The following is a 21910-nucleotide window of genomic DNA, read 5'->3' as shown; positions in this document are numbered from 1 at the left end:
CCCCGCCCCTACTCCTCCGCTAGCGCCTGAACATGGGCGACCGCTGATCGCCCCAGCCCCTCAAGGTCGTACCCGCCCTCCAGCGACGACACAACCCGGCCTTGCGCGTGATGCCGCGCCACGTCAAGCACCGCTCGGGTGGCCCAGGCGAAATCCTCGGCCTCGAGTGACTGATGGGCCAGTGGATCGCGCCTGTGGGCATCAAAGCCCGCAGAGATCAACACCAGGTCGGGCCTGAATAGGTCGAGCCCGGCCATCAGCCGCCCCTCGAACGCAGACCGCCAGATCCTTGGATCGGTATGGGGGGGCACCGGCGCATTGACGACATTGCCCACGCCCGTCTCCGAGGCCTCGCCCGTTCCCGGATAGAGCGGCGACTGATGGATCGAGCCGAAGAACAGGCTGTCATCCGCCTCAAAGGCCGCCTGGGTGCCGTTGCCGTGGTGGACGTCGAAGTCGATCACCGCCACGCGCTTGAGGCCGGCCTCTTGCGCCGCCCGCGCCGCCACCGCCAGGTTCGAGAACAGGCAAAAGCCCATGGCCCGGTTCGGCTCGGCATGATGGCCCGGCGGCCGCACCGCACAGAAGGCCCGGGTCCGCTCGCCCCTCGCCACGGACCGCACCGCGTCCAGCGTCGCGCCCGCCGCCAGCCGGGCGGCTCGCACGCTGCCGGGCGACAGAGCGGTATCGGCATCGAGGTAGGCGAGGCCCTCGCGCGGCCCCGCCTCCAGGATACGGGTCACATAGGCCGCGGGATGGATCCGCTCCAGATCGGCGACTTCGGCTTCGCCGGCTGCCATCGTCTCGCCGTCCAGTCCGGCATCGGCCAGAGCGCCCAGCACCGCCTTCAGCCGCCCCGGATGTTCGGGGTGGCCCGCACCGGGGGCATGGCCCAGCATGTCGAGATGGGTATAAAGCGCCACCATGGACCCAGCCTATCAGCCCCGTTTCCGCCCCGCCACGTCCGCAGACGCCGAACCGCTGGCGATCCTGGCCGAACGCACCTTCGTCGAGACTTTCATCGACGGCTTCCAGATCCCCTATCCGCCCGACGACCTGGCGGCCTTCAAGGCGGAGGTCTTTTCGCTGGAGGCGACGCGCGACCGCCTGGTCCGCCCCGGCCACGACTGGGAGGTGGCCGAGATTGAGGGCCGGATCGTCGGCTTTTCCGAGATCGGCCCGGCCTCCATGCCCCATCCCGATTGCAATCCCGAGCACGCGGAGTTGAAGCGCCTCTATATCGGCTCGGAGGCCCAGGGCCTGGGCATCGGCACGCGCCTGCTGGAAAGCGCCCTGACCCGCATGGACCGGCGCCCCGGCCCCCAGTGGCTCAGCGTCTGGTCCGAAAACCACAAGGCCCAGCGGCTCTACCGCCACTACGGCTTCGACAAGGCCGGCGAGTACGGCTTCCCCGTCGGAAGCTGGCGCGACCACGAGTTCATCTTCCGCCGCGACCCGGAGCAGCCCTGATGCGCGACCACCCCGCCACGCCCCTGCCTCCGCTTCCGGCCTATGACGACGCCCAGCGCATCGCCCGCGCCGAGGCCTTCCGCGCCCACATGGGTGCCCGCCGTACCGTGCGGGACTATTCGGATCGCCCGGTGCCGCGCGCCGTCGTCGAACAGGCCCTGCTGACGGCCGGCGGTGCGCCGTCCGGTGCCAACCACCAGCCCTGGTTCTTCGCCGTCATCGAAAGCCCCCAAGCCCGCCGCCGCGTCCGCCAGGCCGCCGAGGCCGAGGAGCGCGAATTCTACGAGACCAAGGCCCCCCAGGAATGGCTCGACGCCCTGGCCCCGCTCGGCACCGACCCGGACAAGGCCTTCCTGGAGACCGCGCCCATCCTCATCGCCGTCTTCGCCCAGCGCCGCGGCGGCCCCCGGCCCGGCGACATGAAGAAGAACTACTACGTCACCGAAAGCGTCGGCATCGCCACGGGCCTGCTGATCGCCGCCCTGCACGACGCCGGCCTGGCCACCCTCACCCATACGCCCGCGCCGATGGGCTTCCTGTCCGAGATCTGCGGCCGCCCGTCCGACGAGAAGCCCTTCCTCCTGCTCGTCGCCGGACACCCGGCCGCAGACGCGACCGTCCCCATCGCCGCCCTCGACAAGAAGCCGCTGGACCAGATCGCCGCCTGGGTGTGAGCTTGATGCTCCCCATCCAGTATTGCGCTATCATGCGCGGGACATGACCCGCGACCAACTGCTGACCAAGCTGCGCGAACTCAAGCCCTGGCTCGAAGAGCAGGGCATCGTCAACGTGCGCCTGTTCGGCAGCTACGCCCGCGACGAGGCCGGTCCCGACAGTGACGTGGATCTGCTGGTGGACATCGCTCGGCCTATGGGGTGGCGCTTTTACAGCCTGGCGGCTGAACTCTCCGACCTTCTGGGCGCCCACGTTGATCTCGTGGCGAGTGACGGACTGAGAAACCCCGACGTTCGCAAGGCGGCTCAGCGAGACTGCCTTGCCGTCTGAACGATCCGATGCCGTCCTGCTCAACGAGATCCGCGATTCCATCCGGCTCGTCGGCGATCATGTCGACGGGCTCGATCTTGCGACCTTTGATGCATCGCTTCTCCAGCGTGACGCGACCGCCTATCGCCTGCTCCTGATCGGAGAAGCTGCGGCGAGGCTTTCGCCCGAGCTCAAGGCTTCACTGACCGGTATCGACTGGCGCGGCATGATCAGTCTGCGGCATCGGCTCGCGCACGACTATGGCTCGGCGAGCAGTCTCATTCTCTGGACGATTGCAACTGTCGAAGTCCCGGAGCTGTCGACGGCGATTGAGGGACACTGAATGCTCCTGCCTCTCTTCACCGAACTGCGTCAGGCCCGGGTGCCGGTCTCTCTGAAGGAGTGGCTGCATCTGATGGAGGCGATGGACGCCGGCGTCACCGAGCGCCGGATCGAGGATTTCTACCACCTGTCGCGCGCCGTTCTGGTCAAGGACGAGAAGCACTATGATCGCTTCGATCAGGTCTTCGGCAAGGTGTTCAAGGGTCTGGAGACCGTCGGCCACGACGAACTGGCCCCCGCCGACATCCCCGAGGACTGGCTGCGCGCCCTGACCGAGCGGCATTTCACCCCCGAAGAGCTGGCCCAGATCCAGGCGCTCGGCGGTTTCGACAAACTGATGGACGAGCTGCGCAAGCGCCTCGAGGAACAGAAGGAGCGCCATAAGGGCGGCTCCAAATGGATCGGCACGGGCGGGACCAGCCCCTTCGGCCATGGCGGCTACAACCCCGAAGGCGTCCGCATCGGCGGGCCGGGCCGGCAGGGCCGCGCGGTCAAGGTCTGGGAGAAGCGAGAATACAGGAACCTCGATGACAGCGTCGAACTGGGCGTGCGCAACATCAAGGTGGCTCTGCGCCGTCTGCGCCGCTTCGCCCGTCAGGGGGCCGAGGACGAGTTGGACCTGGACGGCACCATCGATGCGACGGCCCGGCATGGCTATCTCGACGTCCAGCTGCGGCCCGAGCGCCGGAACACCGTCAAGGTGCTGTTGCTGCTGGATATCGGCGGCTCGATGGACGGCCACATCAAGGTGGCCGAAGAGCTGTTCTCCGCCGCCCGATCAGAGTTCAAACACCTGGAGCACTTCTATTTCCACAACTGCCTCTATGAGGGCGTGTGGAAGGACAACCGGCGTCGCCACACCGAAAAGACCGCGACCTGGGACCTGATGCATCGCTTTCCGCGTGACTGGCGCGTGGTCTTCGTCGGCGACGCCACCATGAGCCCCTATGAGGTGACCATGCCCGGCGGCTCGGTCGAGCACTGGAACGAGGAGGCCGGCGCGGTCTGGCTGAAGCGCGTCACCGAGACCTGGGACCGCATCGCCTGGATCAATCCGACACCCGAAAAATACTGGGGCTACACCCCCTCCATCGGCCTGATCGACGAGGTGATCGGCCGTCGGATGCACCCGATGACCCTGCAAGGCCTCGAAGCCGCCATGCGCGACCTGTCGCGCTGAGATCGTCATCCCGCGTCAGTGACGACGTTATCCGAACCGTGTAGGTTGCAGACCATCCATAAGGAGGCGTCCCCTCCACAAGCCTCAGAAGAGAACCATGATCATCGCTCTTTTGACCCTGTCGTCCCTTCTGATTCAGGATCCGCCCGGCCCCGCCGTCGCGCCCGGCGTCCGATCCGCCGAACAGGCGGCGGTGGATGTCTGTCTCTACACACCGCCGGCGACGCGCGATCCGTCGTGTGGTCCACTGCTTGAGGCCGAAGCGGCTCTGGTTCCGGCCCATGCCTTGACCGGCGCGGGCGACGCCTTGACCTGGGCGGGGCAGGTCTGCCCCCCGGGTGAGTATCCGGTCGCGGCCGAACGGGCGGCCTGCCGTCAGGACCAGCGGGATCGTTTCCGACGCGCCCATCGCGCTCGGGAGGCTCTCAATCAGGGGGTCGCCGGCGGCGTTTATGCCGAGGCGCACAACGCAGGCCCGCCGGCGACGACCGCCTCGGACGAGACGCCGGCCAACGGTTTCAGGGAATCCCGACGTCAGGTCGGCGACAACTGCGAGCAACGATCTGAGGCTCGCCGCGACAATGACACGGGCGACCAGTCGAGCAGCCACAGCGTGATCTGCGCCTGGGGAAGCGGCGACCCTGAACAGCGCGAACGCGCACGACGCTTGGCGATGGGCGAAGACCGCCGATAGCCATTGGCCGACCGCCCATGACCGGCCAGCCTTCATCGCCGCGCGGTCGTTGGTCGCACTCTACTTCTTGAAGGCGTCCTTGGCCTTGCCAAAGGCTCCTTGCGCCTTGCCGGCGGCCTGATCGAACTTGCCTTCCGCCTGCATCTTCTTGTCGCCGGTCAGCTTGCCGACGCCTTCCTTGAGTTCGCCGCCCATTTCCTTGACGGCACCCTTGATGGTGTCCTTGTTGGTCATCGGGACCTCCTGGGTCGCGGGCCTGATCGCCCAGACAGGAAACCCGCTCACAACCGACAAGGTTCCAGCAGCTCAGCCCTTGTTCTCGGCCTTGTCGCTGACAGGCTTGGCATTGCCGCCACCGATCGGCTTCATGCCCGCTGGTGCCGCCCCCCCCGACTTGCCACCGGCGTCCTGCTTGCCGCCACCAGGCTTGCCGCCCTGACCTGACTTGCCCTTGTCCATGATGAAGTTCCTCTACACGGGATCGACCGCCCAGCGCGGCCCGCCCATCTCATCCGAGATAACTCCGTCAGGCAAGCCCGGTTTGCTGTGATCGCAACCAAAGCGTGATGGCCCAGGCGTGCGCCTCGTGACGAACGCTAGAAAGCGCGGTCAGCGGCTCCAGCCAGACCAGTTCGTGATCGTCCTCGATCTTGCCGGCGAGCGAATAGCCGAGAACCTCTGCGGTCCAGACCCCTGACAGATTCCGCAACGGCTCCCCCGTCGAGCGTCGGAACACCTGGGCTGTCCGCCCGATACATGCGGTCCCCCGCACCTCAAGGCCGGTTTCTTCCATGAACTCGCGCGCCAGGGCTTCGGACTCGGTTTCCACACCGTCGATCGCGCCGCCAGGCAGGTCAAAATAAGAGCGGTCGCCTCGGTCGACGCGGACACAGGCGATCTTTCCTTGCTGAACGGCGATGCCAAACGCACAGGGCCTGTCCCGATAGGCGACCCCTGGCTCAGGCTGGCCGAAGGCCAGAATGGTCCCGTCCATCAATCCGCGCCGAACAGGGAATCCCACGGATCGGCGATGGTGCCGTCCTCGACCTCGGCTACCCGGATGGCGGGCCAACCAATACGAGCGGAGGCAGAATCACGCCAGGCGGCGGTGATCAGGTCGCGCAACTCCGAAGCCCCGGCCGCCAGACGGGTCACCATGAACTGGTGGGAGGCCTCGTCCGCCGCCGCAATCGAGCCGGACTGCTCTAGCCGATACAGGGCATCCACCTGGGCCAGACCCGTCAGGATGTAGGCGGGCACCCGTTCCCGGATCGCGCAAGGGTTGGCGCAATCCGACGGCGCAGACATGGCGGCCGACAGCTCCGCCATGTCGATGCGGCCATAGGGCCAGCTATCGACCTGTCCGTGGAACTGCCGCGACGTGGTGAAGCCCTCCGGGTTCGGATAGTCGCCCCAGCCGTTGTAGTGGATCGTCAGGTGCAGCGGCTGGGCCCCGTCCCCGACATAGTGGGACAACACACCGATGTCGCGCAGCAGCAAGGCCTCGCGACGCTCACGATCCTCGCGGTACCAGGCCCGACGGCCCGGGTCGGTTTCGCGCGCCTCGATGGCATTGAGCACGCGCCAATAGCCGAAGTCGCGCACCAGCTGCTGATAGCCGTCGATGAGGGCGTAGGGCAGATAGCCGGCGTCATCGACATCCAGGCCCGCCTCGTTCAGGGCCCGCTCATATTCCGAGCGCAACTCCGGCAGGGAGGAGATATGCGGCCCCGCCGCCGTCATGGCGTGGCCTTCCTCATTCAGGTCGATGAAGTGGGCCGTGTCGCGATCCCGGTCATGGGTACGTCCGCCTCCCTTCCAGCGATCAGGTTCACGCGACAGTTCGCCAACCTCGGTCGCAGCCGCAGTCGTCCGCAGAAAGGCCGGGAGTTCGTTCGGCAGGGCCTGCATCGCTGCCACACCCACCATGCGGTGGCCGGAGTTTCCCCAGGCACCGGCGGAGGCGACCGGCAGGGTGAGGGCCGCCAGGGCGGTCAGGGTCAGGGCCAGGCGCTTCATGCGGTCATCTCCTACTTTGAGGCAGGCTTAGCCGAACTCACCCGACCTCGCCAACGGGCGTGACGAACGGCCCGACGCACAATAGACTCGCGCCATGACCCAGCCAGCCCACAAACCCAATCCGATCCCCAACATGCTGACTGCCTTCCGGCTGATCGCCGGGATGATCATGTTCCTGTTGCTGGCCGGGGCCATCATGTCGGCCTATCTGGACCCTCAGGATCAGTTCAACCTCTACAAGGCCGCCTTTGTCTGTTTCGTCCTGGCCGCCGTCACCGACTATTTCGACGGCTATCTGGCCCGACGCTGGCACGCCGAAAGTCGGTGGGGCGCGATCCTCGATCCCATCGCCGACAAGATCCTGATTGCCGGAGCGATCGCCGGACTGCTGGCATCGGGCACCACCGGCAACCTGGTCATTCCTTTCGGCCTGATCCTGTTCCGCGAGTTCGCCGTCTCCGCCCTGCGCGAAACAACTGCGGGTCGGATCGAGCTGAAGGTCACGGTGCTGGCCAAGTGGAAAACCCTGCTCCAGATGCTGGCCATTGGCTCTCAGCTTTTGATCCTGGCTTTCGGGGAAACCTTCGTCGAGGCACCCTGGATGCCGACCTACGCCTGGGCGGCTGACACCCTGGTCTGGATTGCCGCCCTGATCACCATCTGGACGGGTTGGGAATATTTCGCCAAGGCCCGCGAGGGCCTGAGGGAATAGGCAACAGCCAGGCTTTGGCAGTAGAGAGACGTCATGGCTGAAGACGCATCTGCCCCCTCGTCCACCCGGAGCCCGCCGTTCGGCCAGGGTCTGATGAAAGATTGCTGGTGGTTTGCCGCCCTGTCGTCCGAGGTCGCCGTCGGCTCGCTCAAGCGATACGAGATGCTGGGCGAGCCGGTCCTGATCGGCCGGACGCGCGACGGTCGGGCGTTTGGCCTGCGCGACATCTGCCCGCACCGGGCCGCCCCCCTGTCAGCCGGGCGGCTGGCTGAACAGGCCGGCGAAGGCCCCACCATCGAGTGCCCTTATCACGGCTGGCGCTTCAAGCCGGACGGAGCCTGTGCGGCGATCCCGTCCCTGACGGCGGATCAGGATTTCGATGTCGAGCGCATCCGGGTCCGATCCTATCCCGTGCGCGAAAGCCAGGGCCTGGTCTTTGTCTGGATCGCCTCGGACCCGCGCCAGCCGACCGAGCCCGACCACGAGCCTCCCGTCTTTCCGGGTGTTGTCGGGGGCAAGCCCAAGCTGGTCGAACGGATGGATTTCGACGCCCACATGGACCATGCGGTTGTCGGGCTGATGGATCCGGCGCACGGGCCTTATGTCCACAAACAGTGGTGGTGGCGTACCGAGCATTCGATGCACGAGAAGGCCAAAGCCTTTGAGCCGCGCGAGTTCGGCTGGGCCATGGCCCGCCATGCGCCTTCGTCGAACAGCCGGGCCTACAAGATCCTGGGCGGGGCCCCGGCGACCGAGATCACCTTTCGCCTGCCGGGCTACCGCTGGGAACACATTCAGGTCGGTGAGAAACAGGTCCTGGCCCTGACGTGCCTGACGCCCGTCACCGAAAATAAGACCCGCATCACCCAGATCTTCTGGTCCGATCACTGGGTGTTCGGCCTGGTCAAACCGTTCCTGCGCGCCGGCTCCAAGGCCTTCCTCAAACAGGACGGTGATATGGTGAACCTCCAGAATGAAGGGCTGCGTTATGATCCGGCCCTGATCTGGATCGACGATGCCGACCGTCAGGCCAAATGGTACCAGCAGCTCAAGCGCGAATGGATCCGTAGCCGCGCCGAAGGCCGTCCCTTCATCAATCCGATCAAGCCGGAGACGCTGCGCTGGCGGAGCTGAGGAGAGCTCGGTTGAGGCGCTTGAGCACCTGAAGCGCCGTATGCAGATCAGCTTCGCTGATGTCGGTCGCCAGGGTTTCCGCCCAGGGCTGGCGACGGCCCGACGCCTCCAGATAGGCCGCCTCTCCCCTCGGGGTCAGCTGAATATGGCGCGCCCGTGCATGGGCCGGATTGTTGACGAGCGAGACGAGGCCAAGATCCGCCAAGTCATTGACGACCCGCTGGACGCTCTGGCGAGCCAGCCCCATCCGGCGTGCCAGGTCCGACGCCGTGCTGGCCCCCGTAGCCGTGGCGATGACCCCCATGACCTGCCAGCGGGCGCTGGTCAGGCCCAAGTCTTCGACCAGGGCGTCGCCGGCGGCATCCATCCGGTCATTCAGACGGGCAGCCTCGATCAGCAGGCGTGTCGGATCAGGTGCGGACATGACCCATCAGGCGCTGATTCGACAGGACGCTGTCAATAACGTGCAAAGAAAAGGCGGCCATCAGCCGCCTGATCTTCCGTTCGGGTCGTTTGAAACCCTAGGCCTTGAGGCCATTCAGCAGCATGGCGACCTGATCGTCGATGCGCGCCGACAGCTGTTCCAGCGTGCCGTTGTCGAACAGGGCATGACGGTAGTTGCGGGTATAGGCGCTTTGCAGCATCTCCGCCGCCAGACGGGCGTCGATGTCAGCCTTGATTTCACCCGCCTTGACGCCGTCGCGCAGGACTTCAGCGATCAGATTGGCCAGACCGCGATCCTGAACGCGCATACGGCCTTCGGCATCGTCGCCTTGGAGCCAGGAACGAACGACGACGGCCCGCACCATCGGCAGGTTGTTGAACGACTGGCCGTAGCCCGCCGAGAAGAGGGCCGAAAGGCGCTTGGACACGCTGGCGGTCGCATCGGCACCGACGGCATCACGCATGACGTCCATCATGGTTTCGGCGTCTTCGGTATAGATGGCCTCGAACAGATCGGTCTTGTCGGTGAAATTGGCGAAGACCGCACCGGTCGACATACCGGCCCGTTTGGCGATGTCGCGGATGGTGGCACCGTCATAACCCAGCTCGCCAAAAAGCTCGCGGGCGGCCTGCATGACCTTGATCCGGGTGCGGGCCTTGGCTTGCTGGCGACGGTTCAGGGGGCGGGGGGTAACTTCCACGGCCTCAAACGGGCCGCGAACTTCAGAGTGGTTCATGCTATCAAGTCCCGGACAAATCGGGCCTTCTCATTGGTCGTGTTTTCAGGGATCGCTAGAAACCGGTCGAAACAGGCATAGCGTTGTCTTGCGAAATCACATTGAGAAATGGGAATTTCGCGGCGTCAATGGGGCAAGACCGAGGCGGAGCTTTGCAGTAGGGTTTTTGAATGGGCGACATCGTCAATACGCTTACTCTCGTCGCGATCGCGGCGGTCACGATCACCCTGGGCTTTGGTCTGTTCGCCTTGTTCAAGGGCGGGTCGTTTGGACGGTCCTGGTCGAACCGCCTGATGCGCCTTCGCGTGGCACTTCAGGCGACCGCCCTGGCTCTGTTGGCTCTGGGGGCCTTTATCGCCTCCCGGACTGGATAGATGGTGGTTCTGAACAGAATCTATACGCGCACTGGCGATCGGGGCCAAACGCGCCTGGCAACCGGCGCGCCGGTCCCCAAGTTCGACCTGCGCGTGCAAGCCTATGGAGATGTTGACGAAACCAATGCGTGCATCGGGCTCTGCCGGTTGCACACTCGCGAAGATCCGGCGCTGGATGCCATGTTGGCCCGCATCCAGAACGAGTTGTTCGATCTGGGGGCAGATCTGGCCACGCCGCCCGAGCCCAAGCCGGAATGGGAGGTTTTAAAGGTCACTTCCGAGCAGGTCGCACGACTTGAATCGGAGATCGACGATATGAACTCCGACCTGTCATCGCTGACGTCTTTCGTGCTTCCCGGCGGCACCGCGCTGGCGGCGCACCTGCATCTGGCGCGCACGGTTTGCCGCCGCGCCGAGCGGGGCGTCGCCGAGTTGTCTAGCGACCCAGATCGGGGCACTTCATCCGAAAGCCTGCGATATTTGAATCGGCTTTCGGACCTCTTGTTCGTCGCATCTCGGCGCGCGAACGACTCAGCCGGTGGCGATGTCCTGTGGAAACCCGGTGCGACGCGTGGCGAATGAGGCCTGTTCGACGACGGCTGATCTCAGGATCGTGCCCTTTTGTGACGACTTGGCGCGGACCTTTCACGACATCAACGTCGAATGGATCCAGACCATGTTCAGACTGGAGCCGACGGATCGTGAGGTCCTCGAAAACCCGCGCACGCGAATCCTCGATCCCGGCGGCGACATTCTTTTTGTCGAGAACACCGGACGGGGCCTGATCGGAACCTGCGCTCTGCAGAAGACCGGGCCGGGTCAATTCGAACTGACCAAGATGGGCGTCCTCGAAACAAGCCGGGGGCTCGGGGCCGGTCGGTTCCTGTTGAGCGCGATGATCGCGCGGGCCACTGAACTCGGGGCCGAGCGGCTCTATCTTCTGACCAGCAGCAAGTGCGCGCCGGCCATCCGCCTCTATGAAGAGGCAGGTTTTCGCCACGACGCCGGCGTCATGCAGGAATTCGGTGCCCGCTACGCCCGCTGTGACGTGGCGATGCTCTATTCGCCGGCGGCGGGGGCTTGAGCCGGAATCGCTTCCTGGGGCACGCCGCGGGCCTGACGTTCTTCGGCAGCCCGCTCACCGGCCACCCGCATGGAGGCCTCCTCGCGACTCTCGCCCGGCTGTCGGCCTGTGATGTCTGGAATGTAGATCGGCTGGGCACAGGTCCGCGTCGATCCGTCCCACCAGCGGGCCGCCGCTTCACAGCGTTGGCCGGGCCAGACCCACATCAGATGATAGACCCATACGGCCACGCAGCCGACCGCGAACAGGCCCAAGAATATCCATTTGAGGCGATTGATCGTCAGGTTCATACCCTGCCCTTTGGCGCCGTCCGGGCCACTTCGCAAGCGTCGGCTGACCTCACGTCACGTTGACACGCGAGACGCTGCACGCCATGCGTCACCCGACATATCTCCCAACACGCGAGCACAGGCATGAAGGTTCTCGTCCCAGTCAAGCGGGCCATCGATTCCAACGTCAAGGCACGGGTCAAGGCCGACGGCTCCGGCGTCGATCTGGCCAACGTCAAGATGAGCATGAACCCCTTCGATGAGATCGCCGTCGAAGAGGCCGTCCGCATGAAGGAAGGCAAGGGCTACGGGGCCAATACGGCGACGGAGATCGTGGTCGTCTCCATCGGCCCAGCCCAGGCTCAGGAAACCATCCGCACGGCCCTGGCCATTGGGGCGGACCGCGGCATTCTGGTTCAGTCCGACACCGACCTGGAGCCGCTGGCGGTCGCCAAGACCCTCAAGGCCGTGGTCGAGGACGAAAAGCCCGACCTGGTCCTGATGGGCAAACAGTCCATCGACGGCGACAACAATGCCGTCGGCCAGATGCTGGCCGCCCTGCTCGACTGGCCTCAGGCCACCTTCGCCGGCAAGATCGAGATTGGCGAGGGCAAGGCCACCGTGTCCCGTGAAGTCGACGGCGGCCTCCAGACCGTTGCGACCACCCTGCCGGCGGTCGTCACCGTCGACCTGCGCCTGAATACGCCGCGCTACGCCTCCCTGCCCAACATCATGAAGGCCAAGAAGAAGGAGATCGCCACCAAGACGGTCGCCGACTACGGCGTCGACGCCGCGCCGCGCCTGAAGGTGGTCAAGGTCGCCGAGCCGCCCAAACGCTCCGCCGGTGAAAAGGTCGCCGACGCCGCCGAACTGGTCGCCAAGCTGAAGTCCAAGGGGGTCCTGTAATGGCCGTTCTCGTTATCGCCGATCACGACGGAACCTCCGTCCGCGAAGCCACCAACAAGACTGTCACCGCCGCCGCGAAGATCGGTGGGGATATCGACATTCTCGTCGTCGGACAGGGCGCCAAGGCCGCCGCCGACAGCGCCGCCAAGATCAAGGGCGTGCGCAAGGTCCTGCTGGCCGAAAGCGCGGAACTGGGCAAGACCCTGGCCGAGGCGGTCGAGGCCACCGTCCTGCCGATCGCGGGCGACTATGACGCCATCCTGTCGCCGGCCAATACGGATGGGAAGAACTATTCTCCGCGCATCGCCGCCAAGCTGGACGTGGCCCCGATCTCGGACATCATCGAAGTCGTCAGCCCCGACACCTTCGTGCGCCCGATCTACGCCGGCAACGCCCTGGAGACGATCCAGTCGTCCGACGCCAAGAAGGTGATCACCGTGCGCCCGACGGCGTTTGACGCCGCCGGCGACGGCGGCTCGGCCACCGTCGAAACCATCAAGGGCGCCGATGCGCCCAAGACCGATTTCGTGTCGGAAGAAATGGTCAAGTCCGACCGGCCTGAACTGGCTGCGGCCAAGATCGTCGTCTCAGGCGGTCGCGCCCTGGGTTCGGCCGAGGAATTCCACGCCGTCATGGACCCGCTGGCCGACAAGCTGGGTGCCGCCGTCGGCGCCAGCCGTGCGGCCGTCGACGCCGGCTATGCCCCGAACGACTATCAGGTCGGCCAGACCGGCAAGGTCGTGGCCCCGGAGCTCTACATCGCCATCGGCATCTCGGGTGCCATTCAGCATCTGGCCGGGATGAAGGACTCCAAGATCATCGTCGCCATCAACAAGGACCCCGAAGCCCCGATCTTCCAGATCGCCGACTACGGCATCGTCGGCGACTACAAGACGGTCGTGCCGGACCTGATGAAGGCACTGGGGTAGTCTCCACGACCCCGAAAGATCAAAGGCCGGCGGGTCGCCCCGCCGGCCTTTTTCTTAGCGGAACGGCGGCTCGTCGAAGGCGCGCAGCTTTCTGGAGTGCAGCCCCGCGCCCTCGGCCCTCAGCAGATCGACGGCCGCGATCCCGATCGTCAGGTGTTCGGAGATCGCGCCCTCGTAGAAGCGGTTAGCCTGGCCCGGCATCTTGATCTCGCCGTGGAGCGGCTTGTCCGACACGCACAAGAGCGTCCCATAGGGCACCCGGAAGCGATAGCCCTGGGCGGCGATGGTGGCGCTTTCCATGTCCACGGCCACCGCCCGGCTCTGATTGAACCTGAGCGCCGACTTGGAATAGCGCAGCTCCCAGTTCCGATCATCGGTGGTGGCCACCGTGCCGGTCCGCAGCCGCATCTTCACCTCATCGCCGGGGATGCCGGAGATCGCCTTGGTCGCGTCATAGAGCGCCCGCTGCACCTCGGCGATGGAGGGGATGGGGATGTCCGGCGGCAGTACCGGGTCCATCACATGGTCATCGCGCAGATAGGCGTGGGCCAGGACATAGTCGCCCATTTTCTGGCTGTCGCGCAGGCCTCCACAGTGGCCGATCATCAGCCAGGCATGAGGCCGGAGCACCGCCAGGTGATCGCAGATGGTCTTGGCGTTGGACGGACCGACGCCGATGTTCACCAGCGTCACGCCATTATTCCCCGGCGCCGTCAGGTGGTAGGCGGGCATCTGGTGCCGCCGCCAGGCGCTGTCGGCGATGGCCAGTTCGGGATCGGGGTTGTCGCGTGTGATCGTCACCCCGCCGGCGCAGACAAAGGTTTCGTAGGGTGTCGACGGATCCGCCAGCTGGGCACAGGCCCAGCGCACGAACTCATCGACGTAGCGGTGGTAGTTGGTGAACAGTATCCACGACTGGCAGGCTTCGACCGGCGTGCCGGTGTAGTGCCTTAGGCGCGCCAGCGAATAGTCGGTCCTCAGCCCGTCAAACAGGCTCAAGGGCCGGTCGGGCATCTGGCCCAGCGAGAAACCGTCGGCCGTTTCATCACCGATGGAGGCCAGCTCGGTGATCGGGAAGTGCCGGGCCAGAGCCTCGGCCACCGACGGATCCGGCGCCTGGTCCAGGCCGTCCAGCACGTAAGGGTACGGGATTTCCTGACGCGAGATCGCCACCTCGAAATCCGCGCCGTAATCGTCCTTCAGATAGGACAGCTGTTCCAGAAGATAGTCGCGGAACATCGCCGGGCGGGTGATGGTGGTGACATATTCGCCGGGATGGGAAATCCGCCCGAAGGCACGCTTCGTCGAGGAGGGGCGCAACTCGCCGCTCCAGGTGATCCGCAGTTCCGGATAGGCGTAGCGACCGTCGGATCGGGCGGCCGCATCGGGTCGCGTGCCGTCCATGATGAAGGCTGCAAGGTCCGTCTTCAGGGCGGCGATGGATTGATCGTACAGGGTGATGAGGCGCTCGATCGCCTCGAAGGGGGTCATGTTCTCATTTTTCATCGTGGACATTGTAGAGCGCCACGGCGGCGCTTTCGAGACGGGATGACATCGTTTTCGGTTTCAGACGGTTTCCGTTCCCTTTTTCGGGGAAGCCGCTATAGAAGATGCCTAACGCGCCCGGCCGAAAGGCCGGGCGCCGCCGTTTCCGGCCCGTGCCATCGGGCCCCAACAGATCAGGATCCCTGTCGATGACCGACATCCTCTATCCCAAGGCCACCGCCGTCTGGCTGGTCGACAACACCGGCCTCACCTTCGAGCAGATCGCCGCCTTCTGTGGCCTGCATCCGCTGGAAGTGAAAGGTATCGCCGACGGCGAGGTCGCGCGCGACATTCGCGGGGCCGATCCGATCGCCAATGGCCAGCTGACCCGCGAGGAGCTGGCCAAGGCCGAGGCGGATTCGACCTATCGCCTCAAGGCCGAGATCAGCCGTCACGCCGAACTGCTCAAGACCACCAAGAAGGCCCCGCGCTATACGCCGGTGTCGCGTCGTCAGGATCGTCCCGACGCCATCGCCTGGTTCGTGCGCAACCACCCCGAGGTGACCGACGCCCAGATCTCCAAGCTGCTGGGCACCACCAAGGCCACCATCGAAAGCGTGCGCAACCGCAGCCACTGGAATACGGCCAACATCAAACCCGTCGACCCGGTGACCCTGGGCCTGGTCGGCCAGCTCGAACTGGACGCCGTGGTCAAGAAGGCCGCAGACAAAAAGTCGAAAGAGCTGGCCAAGAATGGTGGAGCCACGCTCCAGCCGGCCGGCGAGGCTGAGGCTCCGGTCGAGGCCGAAGACAACGCCTGGCAGGCGGACGAGCCTGACACGGGCCGTCGCGCCGAGCCGACGGTCGAGGACGTCTTCGGCCGGTCAGACGACTGACCGGAAGGGCCAAGAACGGGATCTAGGCCTGGGCTTCCAGGACCTGGATCTCTTCCTTGATGCGAAGTTTACGACGCTTGAGGTCTTTGACCTTCAGGGTATCCGTGGCCGGGTGCCTCAGCTCCTCCTGGATCAGATGATCCAGATCACGGTGCCGGTTACCGAGTTCGCGGATGCGAGCGTCAATCGCCATGGCTTGCGCCTCCTCTGTGAAGGGACCATCAATTCCACACCCTTCGGCCCGATAAGTGGAATCACGAAATCGAGAGCAGGGCGCGTCAGGAGGTCTCATGCTCGGAACCACCGCACCTGAAAGGCTTGTCGTCGGCATCTCCGGAGCCTCGGGGGCTGCCTATGGCGTGCGCGCGCTGGACGCCCTGAAGGATCTGGGCATCGAATCGCACCTGGTCATCAGCCGGGCCGCGTCCCTGACCCTGGCCTCGGAGCTGGGCCTGACGCCGGCGGACCTGGCCGAGCGTGCCACCTTCACCTATCGCGTTCAGGATGTCGGAGCGGCCATCGCTTCGGGGTCCTTCAAGACCATGGGCATGCTGATTGCCCCCTGCTCGGTCCGCACCATGAGCGAGATCGCCACCGGGGTGACCTCTTCGCTCCTGACCCGGGCCGCGGATGTGACGCTCAAGGAGCGCCGCCCGCTGGTGCTGATGGTGCGAGAGACGCCGCTGCACCTGGGCCATCTGAGAACCATGACCGCCCTGGCCGAGATGGGCGCGACCATCGCCCCGCCTCTGCCGGCCTTCTACGCCGGACCGCAAACGATTGAGGACATGATCGACCAGTCGGTCGGGCGGGCGCTGGATGGGTTCGGCCTGGACTGGCATCACACGCGCCGCTGGTCCGGCCTGAAGCTGACGGCGGACGAACCGGAATGAGCCTGTGGGACTGGGCCGTTCGGGCCTATGCGCGCGACGGGGTTCAGGACATCTGCCTGTCGCTTCAGGACGACGACGGCCAGTCGGTGTGTCTGCTGCTGTGGGCCGCCTGGCGCGGTTCCGTCGACGCCGATGATGCCGAGGCCGCCGCCGACGTTGCACGAAGCTGGCACCGCACGGCCATCGACCCGGTTCGAGCCGTTCGCCGGACGCTGAAGAAGCCCGTGCCTGACATGGAGGACACGCGCCGCCTGGCCCTGCGCGAGGAGGTCAAACGCGTGGAGCTTTCGGCCGAGCGGGGTCTTCTGGATGAGCTGGAAGCGGTGGCCGGTGTGCCCGACGGGCGGGCGTTCGATGTGACTTCGGCACTGGCGGCGGCCAGCCGGGCCTGGTCGGATCGGGTTCCGCGCGAGGCACTCAAGACCCTGGCGGGACGACTACCGCAGCCGGGCCATGCCGATGTATGATGTGCTTCGATTCTGACACGGGGTGGCGATGCCGGACTCCAGCGGCCCAATCAACGACGACGACATCGACCAGTCCGGCGCGCGGCTGAAGAAGCAGGTCGCCCATCTGCGTCAGGAACACGCCGACCTGTCGGCCTCAATCGATGCTCTGATCGTTTCGCCCCAACCGGATCAGCTTTTGATCGCCCGGCTCAAGCGCAAGAAGCTGGCCCTGAAGGATGAAATCCTGCAGATCGAGGCGATGATCCTGCCGGATATTATTGCCTAGGGGCTACCGCCCCTTCTTGCGGACCCACATCGCCGCGTCGGCCTCCGCGAGCCAGTCTGCGGGATCGGTCTGGCCGGTGAAGGCGCGCACGCCGAACGAACCGTTCAGCGGATGGACCTGGCCCTGCCAGGCGAAGCCGTCTTTCGACAAGGTTTCAGTCAGAGATTGCGCCTTGTGTTTGGCTCCCTTGGCATCGGTCCCCAAGAGCAACACGGCAAACTCGTCGCCGCCCAGACGCCCCACCGCATCCGATTCCCGAAGATTGCGGTTCAGGATTTCTGCGCAGGCGATCAGGGCGGCATCGCCCGCCTGATGCCCGAGTTGGTCGTTGATCGCCTTGAAGCCGTCAAGGTCGAGATACAGGAGCGCCGCCTCGGTCCTGTGGCGGCGGCAAAACGCCATGGCACGGCTCATCTCGCGCTCAAAGCCACGCCGGTTCAGCACCGGGGTCAGGACATCGCGCTCTGCCAGGGATTCCGCTGCCTCGGCCCGGGCACGCCAGTGCGCCGCCTCGGCCTTCAGGCGCTCGATCTCACCGTTGAGGTCGTCGGCAGCGGTCACTTGGGCTCCTGGCACGGAATCAGCCGGGCTGAATTCGATGAATGCTGCCCGCACTCGGTTGCGGGCGCAACGCGCCATCCCTATTCTCTCGGCCTTTCCCGGATCGGAACTCTCGCATGACGTCTCAGACGCCACCGGTGGCGATCATCATGGGCAGCCGCTCAGACTGGCCCACCCTCAAGGGTGCCGCCGATATGCTGGACGCCCTTGGCGTGGCCTACGAGGCCAAGGTCGTGTCGGCCCACCGCACGCCCGAGCGCCTGTTCGACTTCGCCCGGCGCGCGCGCGACGAGGGCTTCAAGGTGATTATCGCTGGTGCCGGTGGGGCGGCCCACCTACCGGGCATGACAGCCTCGATGACGACCTTGCCGGTTCTGGGTGTGCCGGTGGAGTCCAAGCTCCAGAACGGGCTCGATTCTCTGCTGTCCATTGTTCAGATGCCCGGCGGTATTCCTGTCGGCACCCTCGCGGTCGGCACCGCCGGAGCCAAGAATGCCGGTATTCTGGCCGCTCAGATCCTGGCCCTGTCGGACGCCGCGCTCGCCGCGCGGCTCGTTGACTGGCGTGCCGAACTGACCGCCTCAATCCCTGAGACCGTTGAGGACTGAGTGAACCGACCCCTCGCGCCCGGTGACACCCTCGGCATTATCGGCGGCGGTCAGCTCGGCCGGATGCTCAGCCAGGCCGCGAGCCGTCTGGGCTTCAATGTTGTCATCCTCGATCCAGAGGAGAACAGCCCGGCCTGTCGCGTTTCCCAGGGTCAGATCGTCGCCGCCTATGACAATCCGACCGCCCTCAGGGTGATGGCCGGGGCCTGTCAGGCTGTGACCTTCGAGTTCGAAAATGTTCCGGCCCGGTCGATCGAAATCCTCACCGAGGCGGGCACGGTCGTCGCCCCCGGCCCTCGCGCCCTGGCCGTGGCCCAGGACCGCGTCGACGAAAAGACGTTCCTGAACAGCCTCGGCGTGCCGACAACGGCTTTTGCCGCCATCGACAATCTGTCGGCCCTGCGCGCCGCCGTCGCTTCGCTGGGCGCACCCGCCCTGCTCAAGACCCGCAGAGAGGGCTATGACGGCAAGGGTCAGGTCTGGATCAAGGACGCCGCCGGCGCGGCGCGGGCGTGGGCGGCCATCGGCAGTCAGCCCGCCATTCTGGAGGCAAAGGCCGAGTTCGTACGCGAGCTGTCAGTGATTTGTGCGCGCGGGCGTGACGGCTCCATCGCCATCTATCCGCTGGGCGAGAACACCCACGCCGGGGGCGTACTCAAGACCACCGTGGCCCCGGCCAAGGTCACGTCCCAAACCAAGTCCCAGGCGACACGCATCGCGCGCAAGATCCTGGAAGGCCTCGACTATGTTGGGGTCATGGGGGTGGAGCTGTTCGAGATGCGGGGCGGGCGGCTTCTGGTCAATGAGATCGCCCCGCGCGTCCACAACTCAGGGCACTGGACCCAGGATGGCTGTGTCTGTGATCAGTTCGAGCAGCATGTTCGCGCCGTCGCCGGCTGGCCTCTGGGGCCGACCGCCGCCCATGCCCAGGTCGAGATGACCAATCTGCTCGGCAATGAAATCAAGGGTTGGAAGGCCCTGGCCGCCGATCCGGCCGTGCGGATGCACGTCTACGGCAAGCGCGAGGCCAAGCCCGGTCGCAAGATGGCCCACGTCAATCGGATGAAGCCGCTTCGGCGGGGGCCGGGGCGCAAAAACTGAAAAAGCGGGTGATCGCCTCGCGCGCGGCTCCCGGGTGCGCAGCCAGGTCACGAGCCTGACCCGCCACCCCCAGATTGATCCAGCCGTTCTCCTTGAATGCCTGCAGGGTCGGGTCGTTCAGGGCAATCGGGACGGTGAGAAACTCGCCGCCGCTCAGGTCCGACGGTGTGCGGGTCGCTACCCGATACATTCCGGCCACCTCACCGGATCGCAGGATGATCGCACCGACCCCCATGACCATGGAATCGGTCTGGGCCTCGACGCGCCCCGATCCCCGCTGACAGGTCAGAAACAGCGGAACATCGTCGGTTTCCGGCACCGAATACATCAGCGACGCCTGATCCGGTGAAGCGGAGACGGGGTCGTGCAGGGCCCAGTCATAGCCCTCGGCAGGAGCAGGCCCCGTCGGGCCGGTGGGCTCCTCAACCGCCGGCGCTGCGGGAGCCGCCGCTTCCGCAGCCTCGGCAGCCTCGGCAGCATGCTCGTCCTCCCCACCCCCACACGCCACCAACAGGCCGGCTGTCATCAGGACAAAAATCGACCGGATCAAGGCACCGAATGTCCCGAACAGGCGGCTCGAAAGCGCGACATCAGCCGGGCAGGCACCGGATGGGCAGAGGCGACCTCGTCTCCGGCCGTCAGGGTCAGGGCCTGACCCTCACCGAAAGCCTGAAGGACCGGATGGTCCATCTGCATACGCACCGCCAGGCCGTCGCTGTCGACGCGCTCGGCATCCGCCGATACGTCGCCGGCTGACACATTGATGAAGTCGGGGCGCCGTCGCGGGCCATACAGGGTCAGGCGCACCAGACCCGATCCGGGCTCACAGTCCAGAACGGCACTGAGGCGAGTCGTGTCCGGGATTTCCCGCGCCAGCACCGCCGAGCCGTCACCGTCGTAATAGCTCCACACCCAGCCGTCTCCGGCCTGTGCAAACAGGGCAAGCGACAGGGTCGTGATCAGGCCCGCAATCATGCAGCCCTCCCGCGTGGCTGAAGGTCGCTAGATGCTACGCTGATCGCAGTGATCAAAGAAGGCCCGGATGTGCGGCATCTCGGCCCGAACCGCATGGGCCGGCACCGGGGTGGCCTCACCTGACGTCAGGGCCAGACGTCCGCTCTCGCGAAAACCTTCCAGGGCGTCGGCGTTGGATGGCAGATTCGCATGCACAATCATGCCGCCTGTCAGGGGATCCGCTTGCGGCACCACGGCGGTGGTCGTGCTCAGGGCCGCCGACGACAGACGTATGGCCCGCGTCTCGGGAGTGACCTGGCCGAAGACCTCGACCTGATCGCTTCCCGCTGCACAGCGGAGCATGACGAGAACCTGATCGGTCCCGGCGATTCCGTAGGCGAGCTTGGCGTCGTCGCCTTCACGCACGAGATGCCAACCGGCGGCGGCGTGCTCTAGCACCTCGACATAGGCCATCCGGGAAGTTGTCTGGGGCTCAGCCGCCGCCACACCAGACTGCGCTGTCAGCACAGCCGTAGCCAGCGCCGTTCCGGCGACCATGGTGGCAAAAAAAGCGGCTCTATTGAGCATCAGGCTCTCCCTTCGTGGGGGAAAACGCGACAGCGGCCATCGGGTTCACCACGACCTTGTCCATGCGGCCCAGCGTGACCGTGGAGCCACAGCGGTCAGAAGGGGCTGAACCGCTCAACCACCGACTGACCGGCCGGCGGGCTCTGAACGCGGCTGACGTCGCCACGTCCACCGTACGAAATCCGGGCCTCGGCGATCTGGGTGTGGTCGATGGTGTTTTCTGACGAAATGTCGTTTGGGCGGACGATGCCCGAGACGAGCAGCTCGCGCAGCTCGCGATTGGTGCGGACCTCCTGGCGACCCTGGATGACGAGATTTCCGTTCGGCAGAACCGCCGTGACGACGGCCGCGATCGTCAGGCTGACCCGCTCGGCCCGATTGATCGTACCCGAACCGGCCGAGGACGATCCGCTCTGCATTTCAACCATGTTGTCCGCGTCAAAACCATCCGGGAACAGCACCCCCAGGGCGTTCTCCAGTCCGAAGAAGGAGCCGACGCCGGCGTTCGTCTCGCTGGACCGGTCCCGCTGGGTCGAATTCTGCAGCGATGCACGGTCGTCGATGTTGATGTTGACCGTCAGAATGTCACCGACATTGCGCGCCCGCTGATCGCGGAAAAAGCTGCGCGAACCGGCCCGCCACAGCGATCCAGCCGAGGCCGGCTGGGGCGGCGGAGCCATCGGCTGTTCCAGCGGCATCAGGGCGGCCGGGTAGCCCATGTTCGACATATCCGGCCCGCGAACAGCCTCTTCGACTGTGGAACAGGCTCCGAGCAGCAGGAGGGGGATCAAGGCAAACGACCGGGACATCG

At 65.6% G+C, this 21910-nt stretch carries 35 protein-coding genes; 19 read left to right on the top strand and 16 right to left on the bottom strand.

Translation table 11 applies throughout. The features are described 5' to 3' along the window. Nucleotides 1-8: 8 nt before the first annotated feature. On the bottom strand, nt 9-926 hold the full coding sequence (locus G391_RS0105635; RefSeq protein WP_035303899.1) for a histone deacetylase family protein: 918 nt from the start codon (nt 924-926) through the stop codon (nt 9-11). On the opposite strand from G391_RS0105635, the gene G391_RS0105630 reads away from it, so the two are divergent. The 6 genes from G391_RS0105630 (at nt 925) to G391_RS0105605 (ending at nt 4670) form a co-directional block, all read left to right on the top strand. Continuing rightward, complete coding sequence (locus tag G391_RS0105630; protein WP_029086657.1) at nt 925-1470, top strand: GNAT family N-acetyltransferase; 546 nt, start codon at nt 925-927, stop codon at nt 1468-1470. The two genes, G391_RS0105635 and G391_RS0105630, sit on opposite strands and share 2 nt — an antisense overlap. Then, the gene (locus G391_RS0105625) at nt 1470-2144 is read left to right on the top strand and encodes a nitroreductase family protein (RefSeq protein ID WP_029086656.1); all 675 of its coding nucleotides are present in this window, start codon (nt 1470-1472) and stop codon (nt 2142-2144) included. The genes G391_RS0105630 and G391_RS0105625 overlap by 1 nt, the downstream gene beginning before the upstream one ends. A 43-nt stretch (nt 2145-2187) precedes the next feature. Continuing rightward, the gene (locus G391_RS0105620) at nt 2188-2475 is read left to right on the top strand and encodes a nucleotidyltransferase family protein (RefSeq protein WP_029086655.1); all 288 of its coding nucleotides are present in this window, start codon (nt 2188-2190) and stop codon (nt 2473-2475) included. Further along, complete coding sequence (locus tag G391_RS13955) at nt 2465-2797, top strand: HepT-like ribonuclease domain-containing protein (RefSeq protein WP_051257169.1); 333 nt, start codon at nt 2465-2467, stop codon at nt 2795-2797. The genes G391_RS0105620 and G391_RS13955 overlap by 11 nt, the downstream gene beginning before the upstream one ends. After that, a complete protein-coding gene (locus G391_RS0105610; RefSeq protein ID WP_029086654.1) occupies nt 2798-3976 on the top strand; it encodes a vWA domain-containing protein in 1179 nt (392 codons plus the stop codon). It begins immediately after the preceding gene. A gap of 97 nt (nt 3977-4073) precedes the next feature. Then, a complete protein-coding gene (locus G391_RS0105605; RefSeq protein ID WP_029086653.1) occupies nt 4074-4670 on the top strand; it encodes a hypothetical protein in 597 nt (198 codons plus the stop codon). Nucleotides 4671-4730: 60 nt separating this feature from the next. On the opposite strand, the gene G391_RS15410 is transcribed toward G391_RS0105605, so the two are convergent. The 4 genes from G391_RS15410 to G391_RS0105585 all read right to left on the bottom strand — a co-directional run bounded on the left by G391_RS15410 (nt 4731) and on the right by G391_RS0105585 (nt 6689). Next, complete coding sequence (locus G391_RS15410) at nt 4731-4904, bottom strand: CsbD family protein (RefSeq protein ID WP_084169153.1); 174 nt, start codon at nt 4902-4904, stop codon at nt 4731-4733. A 72-nt stretch (nt 4905-4976) separates the two neighbouring features. Beyond that, complete coding sequence (locus tag G391_RS15575; RefSeq protein WP_156893866.1) at nt 4977-5129, bottom strand: hypothetical protein; 153 nt, start codon at nt 5127-5129, stop codon at nt 4977-4979. 67 nt (nt 5130-5196) lie between these two features. Further along, nucleotides 5197-5664, bottom strand: coding sequence for an NUDIX domain-containing protein (locus G391_RS0105590; RefSeq protein ID WP_084169152.1), 468 nt, complete (start codon nt 5662-5664; stop codon nt 5197-5199). Then, the gene (locus G391_RS0105585) at nt 5664-6689 is read right to left on the bottom strand and encodes a phospholipase C/P1 nuclease family protein (protein WP_029086651.1); all 1026 of its coding nucleotides are present in this window, start codon (nt 6687-6689) and stop codon (nt 5664-5666) included. Before G391_RS0105585 ends, G391_RS0105590 begins: the two co-directional genes overlap by 1 nt. A 94-nt stretch (nt 6690-6783) precedes the next feature. On the opposite strand from G391_RS0105585, the gene pgsA reads away from it, so the two are divergent. Together pgsA and G391_RS0105575 are read left to right on the top strand one after the other, a co-directional pair. Then, entirely contained in the window at nt 6784-7401 is a 618-nt protein-coding gene (gene pgsA / locus G391_RS0105580) for a CDP-diacylglycerol--glycerol-3-phosphate 3-phosphatidyltransferase (RefSeq protein WP_029086650.1), read from the top strand. A 33-nt stretch (nt 7402-7434) separates the two neighbouring features. Continuing rightward, the gene (locus tag G391_RS0105575; RefSeq protein WP_029086649.1) at nt 7435-8535 is read left to right on the top strand and encodes an aromatic ring-hydroxylating oxygenase subunit alpha; all 1101 of its coding nucleotides are present in this window, start codon (nt 7435-7437) and stop codon (nt 8533-8535) included. On the opposite strand, the gene G391_RS0105570 is transcribed toward G391_RS0105575, so the two are convergent. Together G391_RS0105570 and G391_RS0105565 are read right to left on the bottom strand one after the other, a co-directional pair. Beyond that, entirely contained in the window at nt 8504-8959 is a 456-nt protein-coding gene (locus tag G391_RS0105570) for a MarR family winged helix-turn-helix transcriptional regulator (RefSeq protein ID WP_029086648.1), read from the bottom strand. The two genes, G391_RS0105575 and G391_RS0105570, sit on opposite strands and share 32 nt — an antisense overlap. Before the next feature lie 97 nt (nt 8960-9056). Then, nucleotides 9057-9716, bottom strand: coding sequence for a TetR/AcrR family transcriptional regulator (locus G391_RS0105565; RefSeq protein WP_051257168.1), 660 nt, complete (start codon nt 9714-9716; stop codon nt 9057-9059). A 170-nt stretch (nt 9717-9886) separates the two neighbouring features. Here G391_RS0105565 and G391_RS0105560 point away from each other — a divergent pair, with 170 nt between their 5' ends. The 3 genes from G391_RS0105560 to G391_RS0105550 are packed head-to-tail and all read left to right on the top strand — an operon-like array spanning nt 9887 to nt 11174. Then, nucleotides 9887-10090: a twin transmembrane helix small protein gene (locus G391_RS0105560; RefSeq protein ID WP_029086646.1), complete on the top strand. Its 204-nt coding sequence runs from the start codon at nt 9887-9889 to the stop codon at nt 10088-10090. Further along, nucleotides 10091-10672 carry a cob(I)yrinic acid a,c-diamide adenosyltransferase gene (locus G391_RS0105555; RefSeq protein WP_029086645.1) on the top strand — a complete coding sequence of 194 codons (582 nt, stop codon included), beginning with the start codon at nt 10091-10093 and terminating at the stop codon, nt 10670-10672. Further along, a complete protein-coding gene (locus G391_RS0105550; protein ID WP_245572049.1) occupies nt 10653-11174 on the top strand; it encodes a GNAT family N-acetyltransferase in 522 nt (173 codons plus the stop codon). Before G391_RS0105555 ends, G391_RS0105550 begins: the two co-directional genes overlap by 20 nt. Here the strand turns inward: G391_RS0105550 and G391_RS13950 are convergent. Then, nucleotides 11150-11464: a hypothetical protein gene (locus G391_RS13950; RefSeq protein ID WP_035303896.1), complete on the bottom strand. Its 315-nt coding sequence runs from the start codon at nt 11462-11464 to the stop codon at nt 11150-11152. The two genes, G391_RS0105550 and G391_RS13950, sit on opposite strands and share 25 nt — an antisense overlap. A gap of 123 nt (nt 11465-11587) precedes the next feature. On the opposite strand from G391_RS13950, the gene G391_RS0105540 reads away from it, so the two are divergent. Both G391_RS0105540 and G391_RS0105535 read left to right on the top strand, forming a co-directional pair. Next, nucleotides 11588-12349 carry an electron transfer flavoprotein subunit beta/FixA family protein gene (locus G391_RS0105540; protein WP_029086643.1) on the top strand — a complete coding sequence of 254 codons (762 nt, stop codon included), beginning with the start codon at nt 11588-11590 and terminating at the stop codon, nt 12347-12349. Further along, nucleotides 12349-13278 carry an electron transfer flavoprotein subunit alpha/FixB family protein gene (locus G391_RS0105535; RefSeq protein ID WP_029086642.1) on the top strand — a complete coding sequence of 310 codons (930 nt, stop codon included), beginning with the start codon at nt 12349-12351 and terminating at the stop codon, nt 13276-13278. Before G391_RS0105540 ends, G391_RS0105535 begins: the two co-directional genes overlap by 1 nt. Before the next feature lie 54 nt (nt 13279-13332). On the opposite strand, the gene G391_RS0105530 is transcribed toward G391_RS0105535, so the two are convergent. Together G391_RS0105530 and G391_RS15570 are read right to left on the bottom strand one after the other, a co-directional pair. Continuing rightward, nucleotides 13333-14784 carry an AMP nucleosidase gene (locus G391_RS0105530; RefSeq protein ID WP_029086641.1) on the bottom strand — a complete coding sequence of 484 codons (1452 nt, stop codon included), beginning with the start codon at nt 14782-14784 and terminating at the stop codon, nt 13333-13335. After that, nucleotides 14774-14983 carry a hypothetical protein gene (locus tag G391_RS15570; protein ID WP_156893865.1) on the bottom strand — a complete coding sequence of 70 codons (210 nt, stop codon included), beginning with the start codon at nt 14981-14983 and terminating at the stop codon, nt 14774-14776. The genes G391_RS0105530 and G391_RS15570 overlap by 11 nt, the downstream gene beginning before the upstream one ends. On the opposite strand from G391_RS15570, the gene G391_RS0105525 reads away from it, so the two are divergent. Then, nucleotides 14973-15659 carry a DUF1013 domain-containing protein gene (locus G391_RS0105525; RefSeq protein ID WP_029086640.1) on the top strand — a complete coding sequence of 229 codons (687 nt, stop codon included), beginning with the start codon at nt 14973-14975 and terminating at the stop codon, nt 15657-15659. The two genes, G391_RS15570 and G391_RS0105525, sit on opposite strands and share 11 nt — an antisense overlap. 22 nt (nt 15660-15681) lie before the next feature. Here the strand turns inward: G391_RS0105525 and G391_RS13945 are convergent, their stop codons facing one another. Next, entirely contained in the window at nt 15682-15852 is a 171-nt protein-coding gene (locus tag G391_RS13945) for a YdcH family protein (RefSeq protein ID WP_035303891.1), read from the bottom strand. A 97-nt stretch (nt 15853-15949) separates the two neighbouring features. On the opposite strand from G391_RS13945, the gene G391_RS0105515 reads away from it, so the two are divergent. The 3 genes from G391_RS0105515 to G391_RS0105505 are packed head-to-tail and all read left to right on the top strand — an operon-like array spanning nt 15950 to nt 17287. Then, a complete protein-coding gene (locus G391_RS0105515; protein WP_029086639.1) occupies nt 15950-16552 on the top strand; it encodes a UbiX family flavin prenyltransferase in 603 nt (200 codons plus the stop codon). Continuing rightward, nucleotides 16549-17019 carry a TIGR02444 family protein gene (locus G391_RS0105510; RefSeq protein ID WP_029086638.1) on the top strand — a complete coding sequence of 157 codons (471 nt, stop codon included), beginning with the start codon at nt 16549-16551 and terminating at the stop codon, nt 17017-17019. The genes G391_RS0105515 and G391_RS0105510 overlap by 4 nt, the downstream gene beginning before the upstream one ends. Nucleotides 17020-17047: 28 nt before the next feature. Next, complete coding sequence (locus tag G391_RS0105505; protein WP_211226481.1) at nt 17048-17287, top strand: YdcH family protein; 240 nt, start codon at nt 17048-17050, stop codon at nt 17285-17287. Between the two features lie 3 nt (nt 17288-17290). On the opposite strand, the gene G391_RS0105500 is transcribed toward G391_RS0105505, so the two are convergent. Beyond that, nucleotides 17291-17848 (bottom strand): GGDEF domain-containing protein, encoded by a 558-nt coding sequence (locus tag G391_RS0105500; RefSeq protein ID WP_245572048.1) that lies wholly within the window; start codon nt 17846-17848, stop codon nt 17291-17293. Between the two features lie 116 nt (nt 17849-17964). On the opposite strand from G391_RS0105500, the gene purE reads away from it, so the two are divergent. Further along, nucleotides 17965-18456 carry a 5-(carboxyamino)imidazole ribonucleotide mutase gene (purE, locus tag G391_RS0105495; protein WP_029086635.1) on the top strand — a complete coding sequence of 164 codons (492 nt, stop codon included), beginning with the start codon at nt 17965-17967 and terminating at the stop codon, nt 18454-18456. After that, complete coding sequence (locus tag G391_RS0105490; protein WP_029086634.1) at nt 18457-19557, top strand: 5-(carboxyamino)imidazole ribonucleotide synthase; 1101 nt, start codon at nt 18457-18459, stop codon at nt 19555-19557. Here the strand turns inward: G391_RS0105490 and G391_RS0105485 are convergent. The 4 genes from G391_RS0105485 to flgH all read right to left on the bottom strand — a co-directional run bounded on the left by G391_RS0105485 (nt 19511) and on the right by flgH (nt 21908). Beyond that, nucleotides 19511-20083 carry a hypothetical protein gene (locus G391_RS0105485; protein WP_156893864.1) on the bottom strand — a complete coding sequence of 191 codons (573 nt, stop codon included), beginning with the start codon at nt 20081-20083 and terminating at the stop codon, nt 19511-19513. The two genes, G391_RS0105490 and G391_RS0105485, sit on opposite strands and share 47 nt — an antisense overlap. A 20-nt stretch (nt 20084-20103) precedes the next feature. Next, nucleotides 20104-20532 (bottom strand): hypothetical protein, encoded by a 429-nt coding sequence (locus tag G391_RS13940; RefSeq protein WP_051257166.1) that lies wholly within the window; start codon nt 20530-20532, stop codon nt 20104-20106. Between the two features lie 27 nt (nt 20533-20559). Beyond that, the gene (locus G391_RS0105475; RefSeq protein WP_029086632.1) at nt 20560-21099 is read right to left on the bottom strand and encodes a hypothetical protein; all 540 of its coding nucleotides are present in this window, start codon (nt 21097-21099) and stop codon (nt 20560-20562) included. Between the two features lie 95 nt (nt 21100-21194). Then, nucleotides 21195-21908, bottom strand: coding sequence for a flagellar basal body L-ring protein FlgH (gene flgH, locus G391_RS0105470; protein WP_029086631.1), 714 nt, complete (start codon nt 21906-21908; stop codon nt 21195-21197). Between the last annotated feature and the right edge of the window lie 2 nt (nt 21909-21910).

The sequence above is a fragment of the Brevundimonas aveniformis DSM 17977 genome, assembly GCF_000428765.1.
Lineage (GTDB): Bacteria > Pseudomonadota > Alphaproteobacteria > Caulobacterales > Caulobacteraceae > Brevundimonas > Brevundimonas aveniformis.
This window is presented reverse-complemented; position numbering and strand designations above follow the sequence as displayed.

Bases quoted from the DNA above. Each gene is read 5' to 3' on its own strand.
- G391_RS0105590 (WP_084169152.1), bottom strand. From the start codon at position 5,664: ATGGACGGGACCATTCTGGCCTTCGGCCAGCCTGAGCCAGGGGTCGCC.
- G391_RS0105570 (WP_029086648.1), bottom strand. From the start codon at position 8,959: ATGTCCGCACCTGATCCGACACGCCTGCTGATCGAGGCTGCCCGTCTG.
- G391_RS0105630 (WP_029086657.1), top strand. From the start codon at position 925: ATGGACCCAGCCTATCAGCCCCGTTTCCGCCCCGCCACGTCCGCAGAC.
- G391_RS13950 (WP_035303896.1), bottom strand. From the start codon at position 11,464: ATGAACCTGACGATCAATCGCCTCAAATGGATATTCTTGGGCCTGTTC.
- G391_RS0105535 (WP_029086642.1), top strand. From the start codon at position 12,349: ATGGCCGTTCTCGTTATCGCCGATCACGACGGAACCTCCGTCCGCGAA.
- G391_RS0105635 (WP_035303899.1), bottom strand. From the start codon at position 926: ATGGTGGCGCTTTATACCCATCTCGACATGCTGGGCCATGCCCCCGGT.
- G391_RS0105610 (WP_029086654.1), top strand. From the start codon at position 2,798: ATGCTCCTGCCTCTCTTCACCGAACTGCGTCAGGCCCGGGTGCCGGTC.
- G391_RS0105555 (WP_029086645.1), top strand. From the start codon at position 10,091: ATGGTGGTTCTGAACAGAATCTATACGCGCACTGGCGATCGGGGCCAA.
- flgH (WP_029086631.1), bottom strand. From the start codon at position 21,908: ATGTCCCGGTCGTTTGCCTTGATCCCCCTCCTGCTGCTCGGAGCCTGT.
- G391_RS0105485 (WP_156893864.1), bottom strand. From the start codon at position 20,083: ATGACAGCCGGCCTGTTGGTGGCGTGTGGGGGTGGGGAGGACGAGCAT.
- G391_RS0105585 (WP_029086651.1), bottom strand. From the start codon at position 6,689: ATGAAGCGCCTGGCCCTGACCCTGACCGCCCTGGCGGCCCTCACCCTG.
- G391_RS0105540 (WP_029086643.1), top strand. From the start codon at position 11,588: ATGAAGGTTCTCGTCCCAGTCAAGCGGGCCATCGATTCCAACGTCAAG.
- G391_RS15575 (WP_156893866.1), bottom strand. From the start codon at position 5,129: ATGGACAAGGGCAAGTCAGGTCAGGGCGGCAAGCCTGGTGGCGGCAAG.
- G391_RS0105510 (WP_029086638.1), top strand. From the start codon at position 16,549: ATGAGCCTGTGGGACTGGGCCGTTCGGGCCTATGCGCGCGACGGGGTT.
- G391_RS0105515 (WP_029086639.1), top strand. From the start codon at position 15,950: ATGCTCGGAACCACCGCACCTGAAAGGCTTGTCGTCGGCATCTCCGGA.
- G391_RS0105605 (WP_029086653.1), top strand. From the start codon at position 4,074: ATGATCATCGCTCTTTTGACCCTGTCGTCCCTTCTGATTCAGGATCCG.
- G391_RS13940 (WP_051257166.1), bottom strand. From the start codon at position 20,532: ATGATTGCGGGCCTGATCACGACCCTGTCGCTTGCCCTGTTTGCACAG.
- pgsA (WP_029086650.1), top strand. From the start codon at position 6,784: ATGACCCAGCCAGCCCACAAACCCAATCCGATCCCCAACATGCTGACT.
- G391_RS15570 (WP_156893865.1), bottom strand. From the start codon at position 14,983: ATGTCGGTCATCGACAGGGATCCTGATCTGTTGGGGCCCGATGGCACG.
- G391_RS0105475 (WP_029086632.1), bottom strand. From the start codon at position 21,099: ATGCTCAATAGAGCCGCTTTTTTTGCCACCATGGTCGCCGGAACGGCG.
- G391_RS0105575 (WP_029086649.1), top strand. From the start codon at position 7,435: ATGGCTGAAGACGCATCTGCCCCCTCGTCCACCCGGAGCCCGCCGTTC.
- G391_RS0105525 (WP_029086640.1), top strand. From the start codon at position 14,973: ATGACCGACATCCTCTATCCCAAGGCCACCGCCGTCTGGCTGGTCGAC.
- G391_RS0105625 (WP_029086656.1), top strand. From the start codon at position 1,470: ATGCGCGACCACCCCGCCACGCCCCTGCCTCCGCTTCCGGCCTATGAC.
- G391_RS0105620 (WP_029086655.1), top strand. From the start codon at position 2,188: ATGACCCGCGACCAACTGCTGACCAAGCTGCGCGAACTCAAGCCCTGG.
- G391_RS0105530 (WP_029086641.1), bottom strand. From the start codon at position 14,784: ATGAAAAATGAGAACATGACCCCCTTCGAGGCGATCGAGCGCCTCATC.
- G391_RS0105560 (WP_029086646.1), top strand. From the start codon at position 9,887: ATGGGCGACATCGTCAATACGCTTACTCTCGTCGCGATCGCGGCGGTC.
- G391_RS15410 (WP_084169153.1), bottom strand. From the start codon at position 4,904: ATGACCAACAAGGACACCATCAAGGGTGCCGTCAAGGAAATGGGCGGC.
- purE (WP_029086635.1), top strand. From the start codon at position 17,965: ATGACGTCTCAGACGCCACCGGTGGCGATCATCATGGGCAGCCGCTCA.
- G391_RS13945 (WP_035303891.1), bottom strand. From the start codon at position 15,852: ATGGCGATTGACGCTCGCATCCGCGAACTCGGTAACCGGCACCGTGAT.
- G391_RS0105565 (WP_051257168.1), bottom strand. From the start codon at position 9,716: ATGAACCACTCTGAAGTTCGCGGCCCGTTTGAGGCCGTGGAAGTTACC.
- G391_RS0105505 (WP_211226481.1), top strand. From the start codon at position 17,048: ATGCCGGACTCCAGCGGCCCAATCAACGACGACGACATCGACCAGTCC.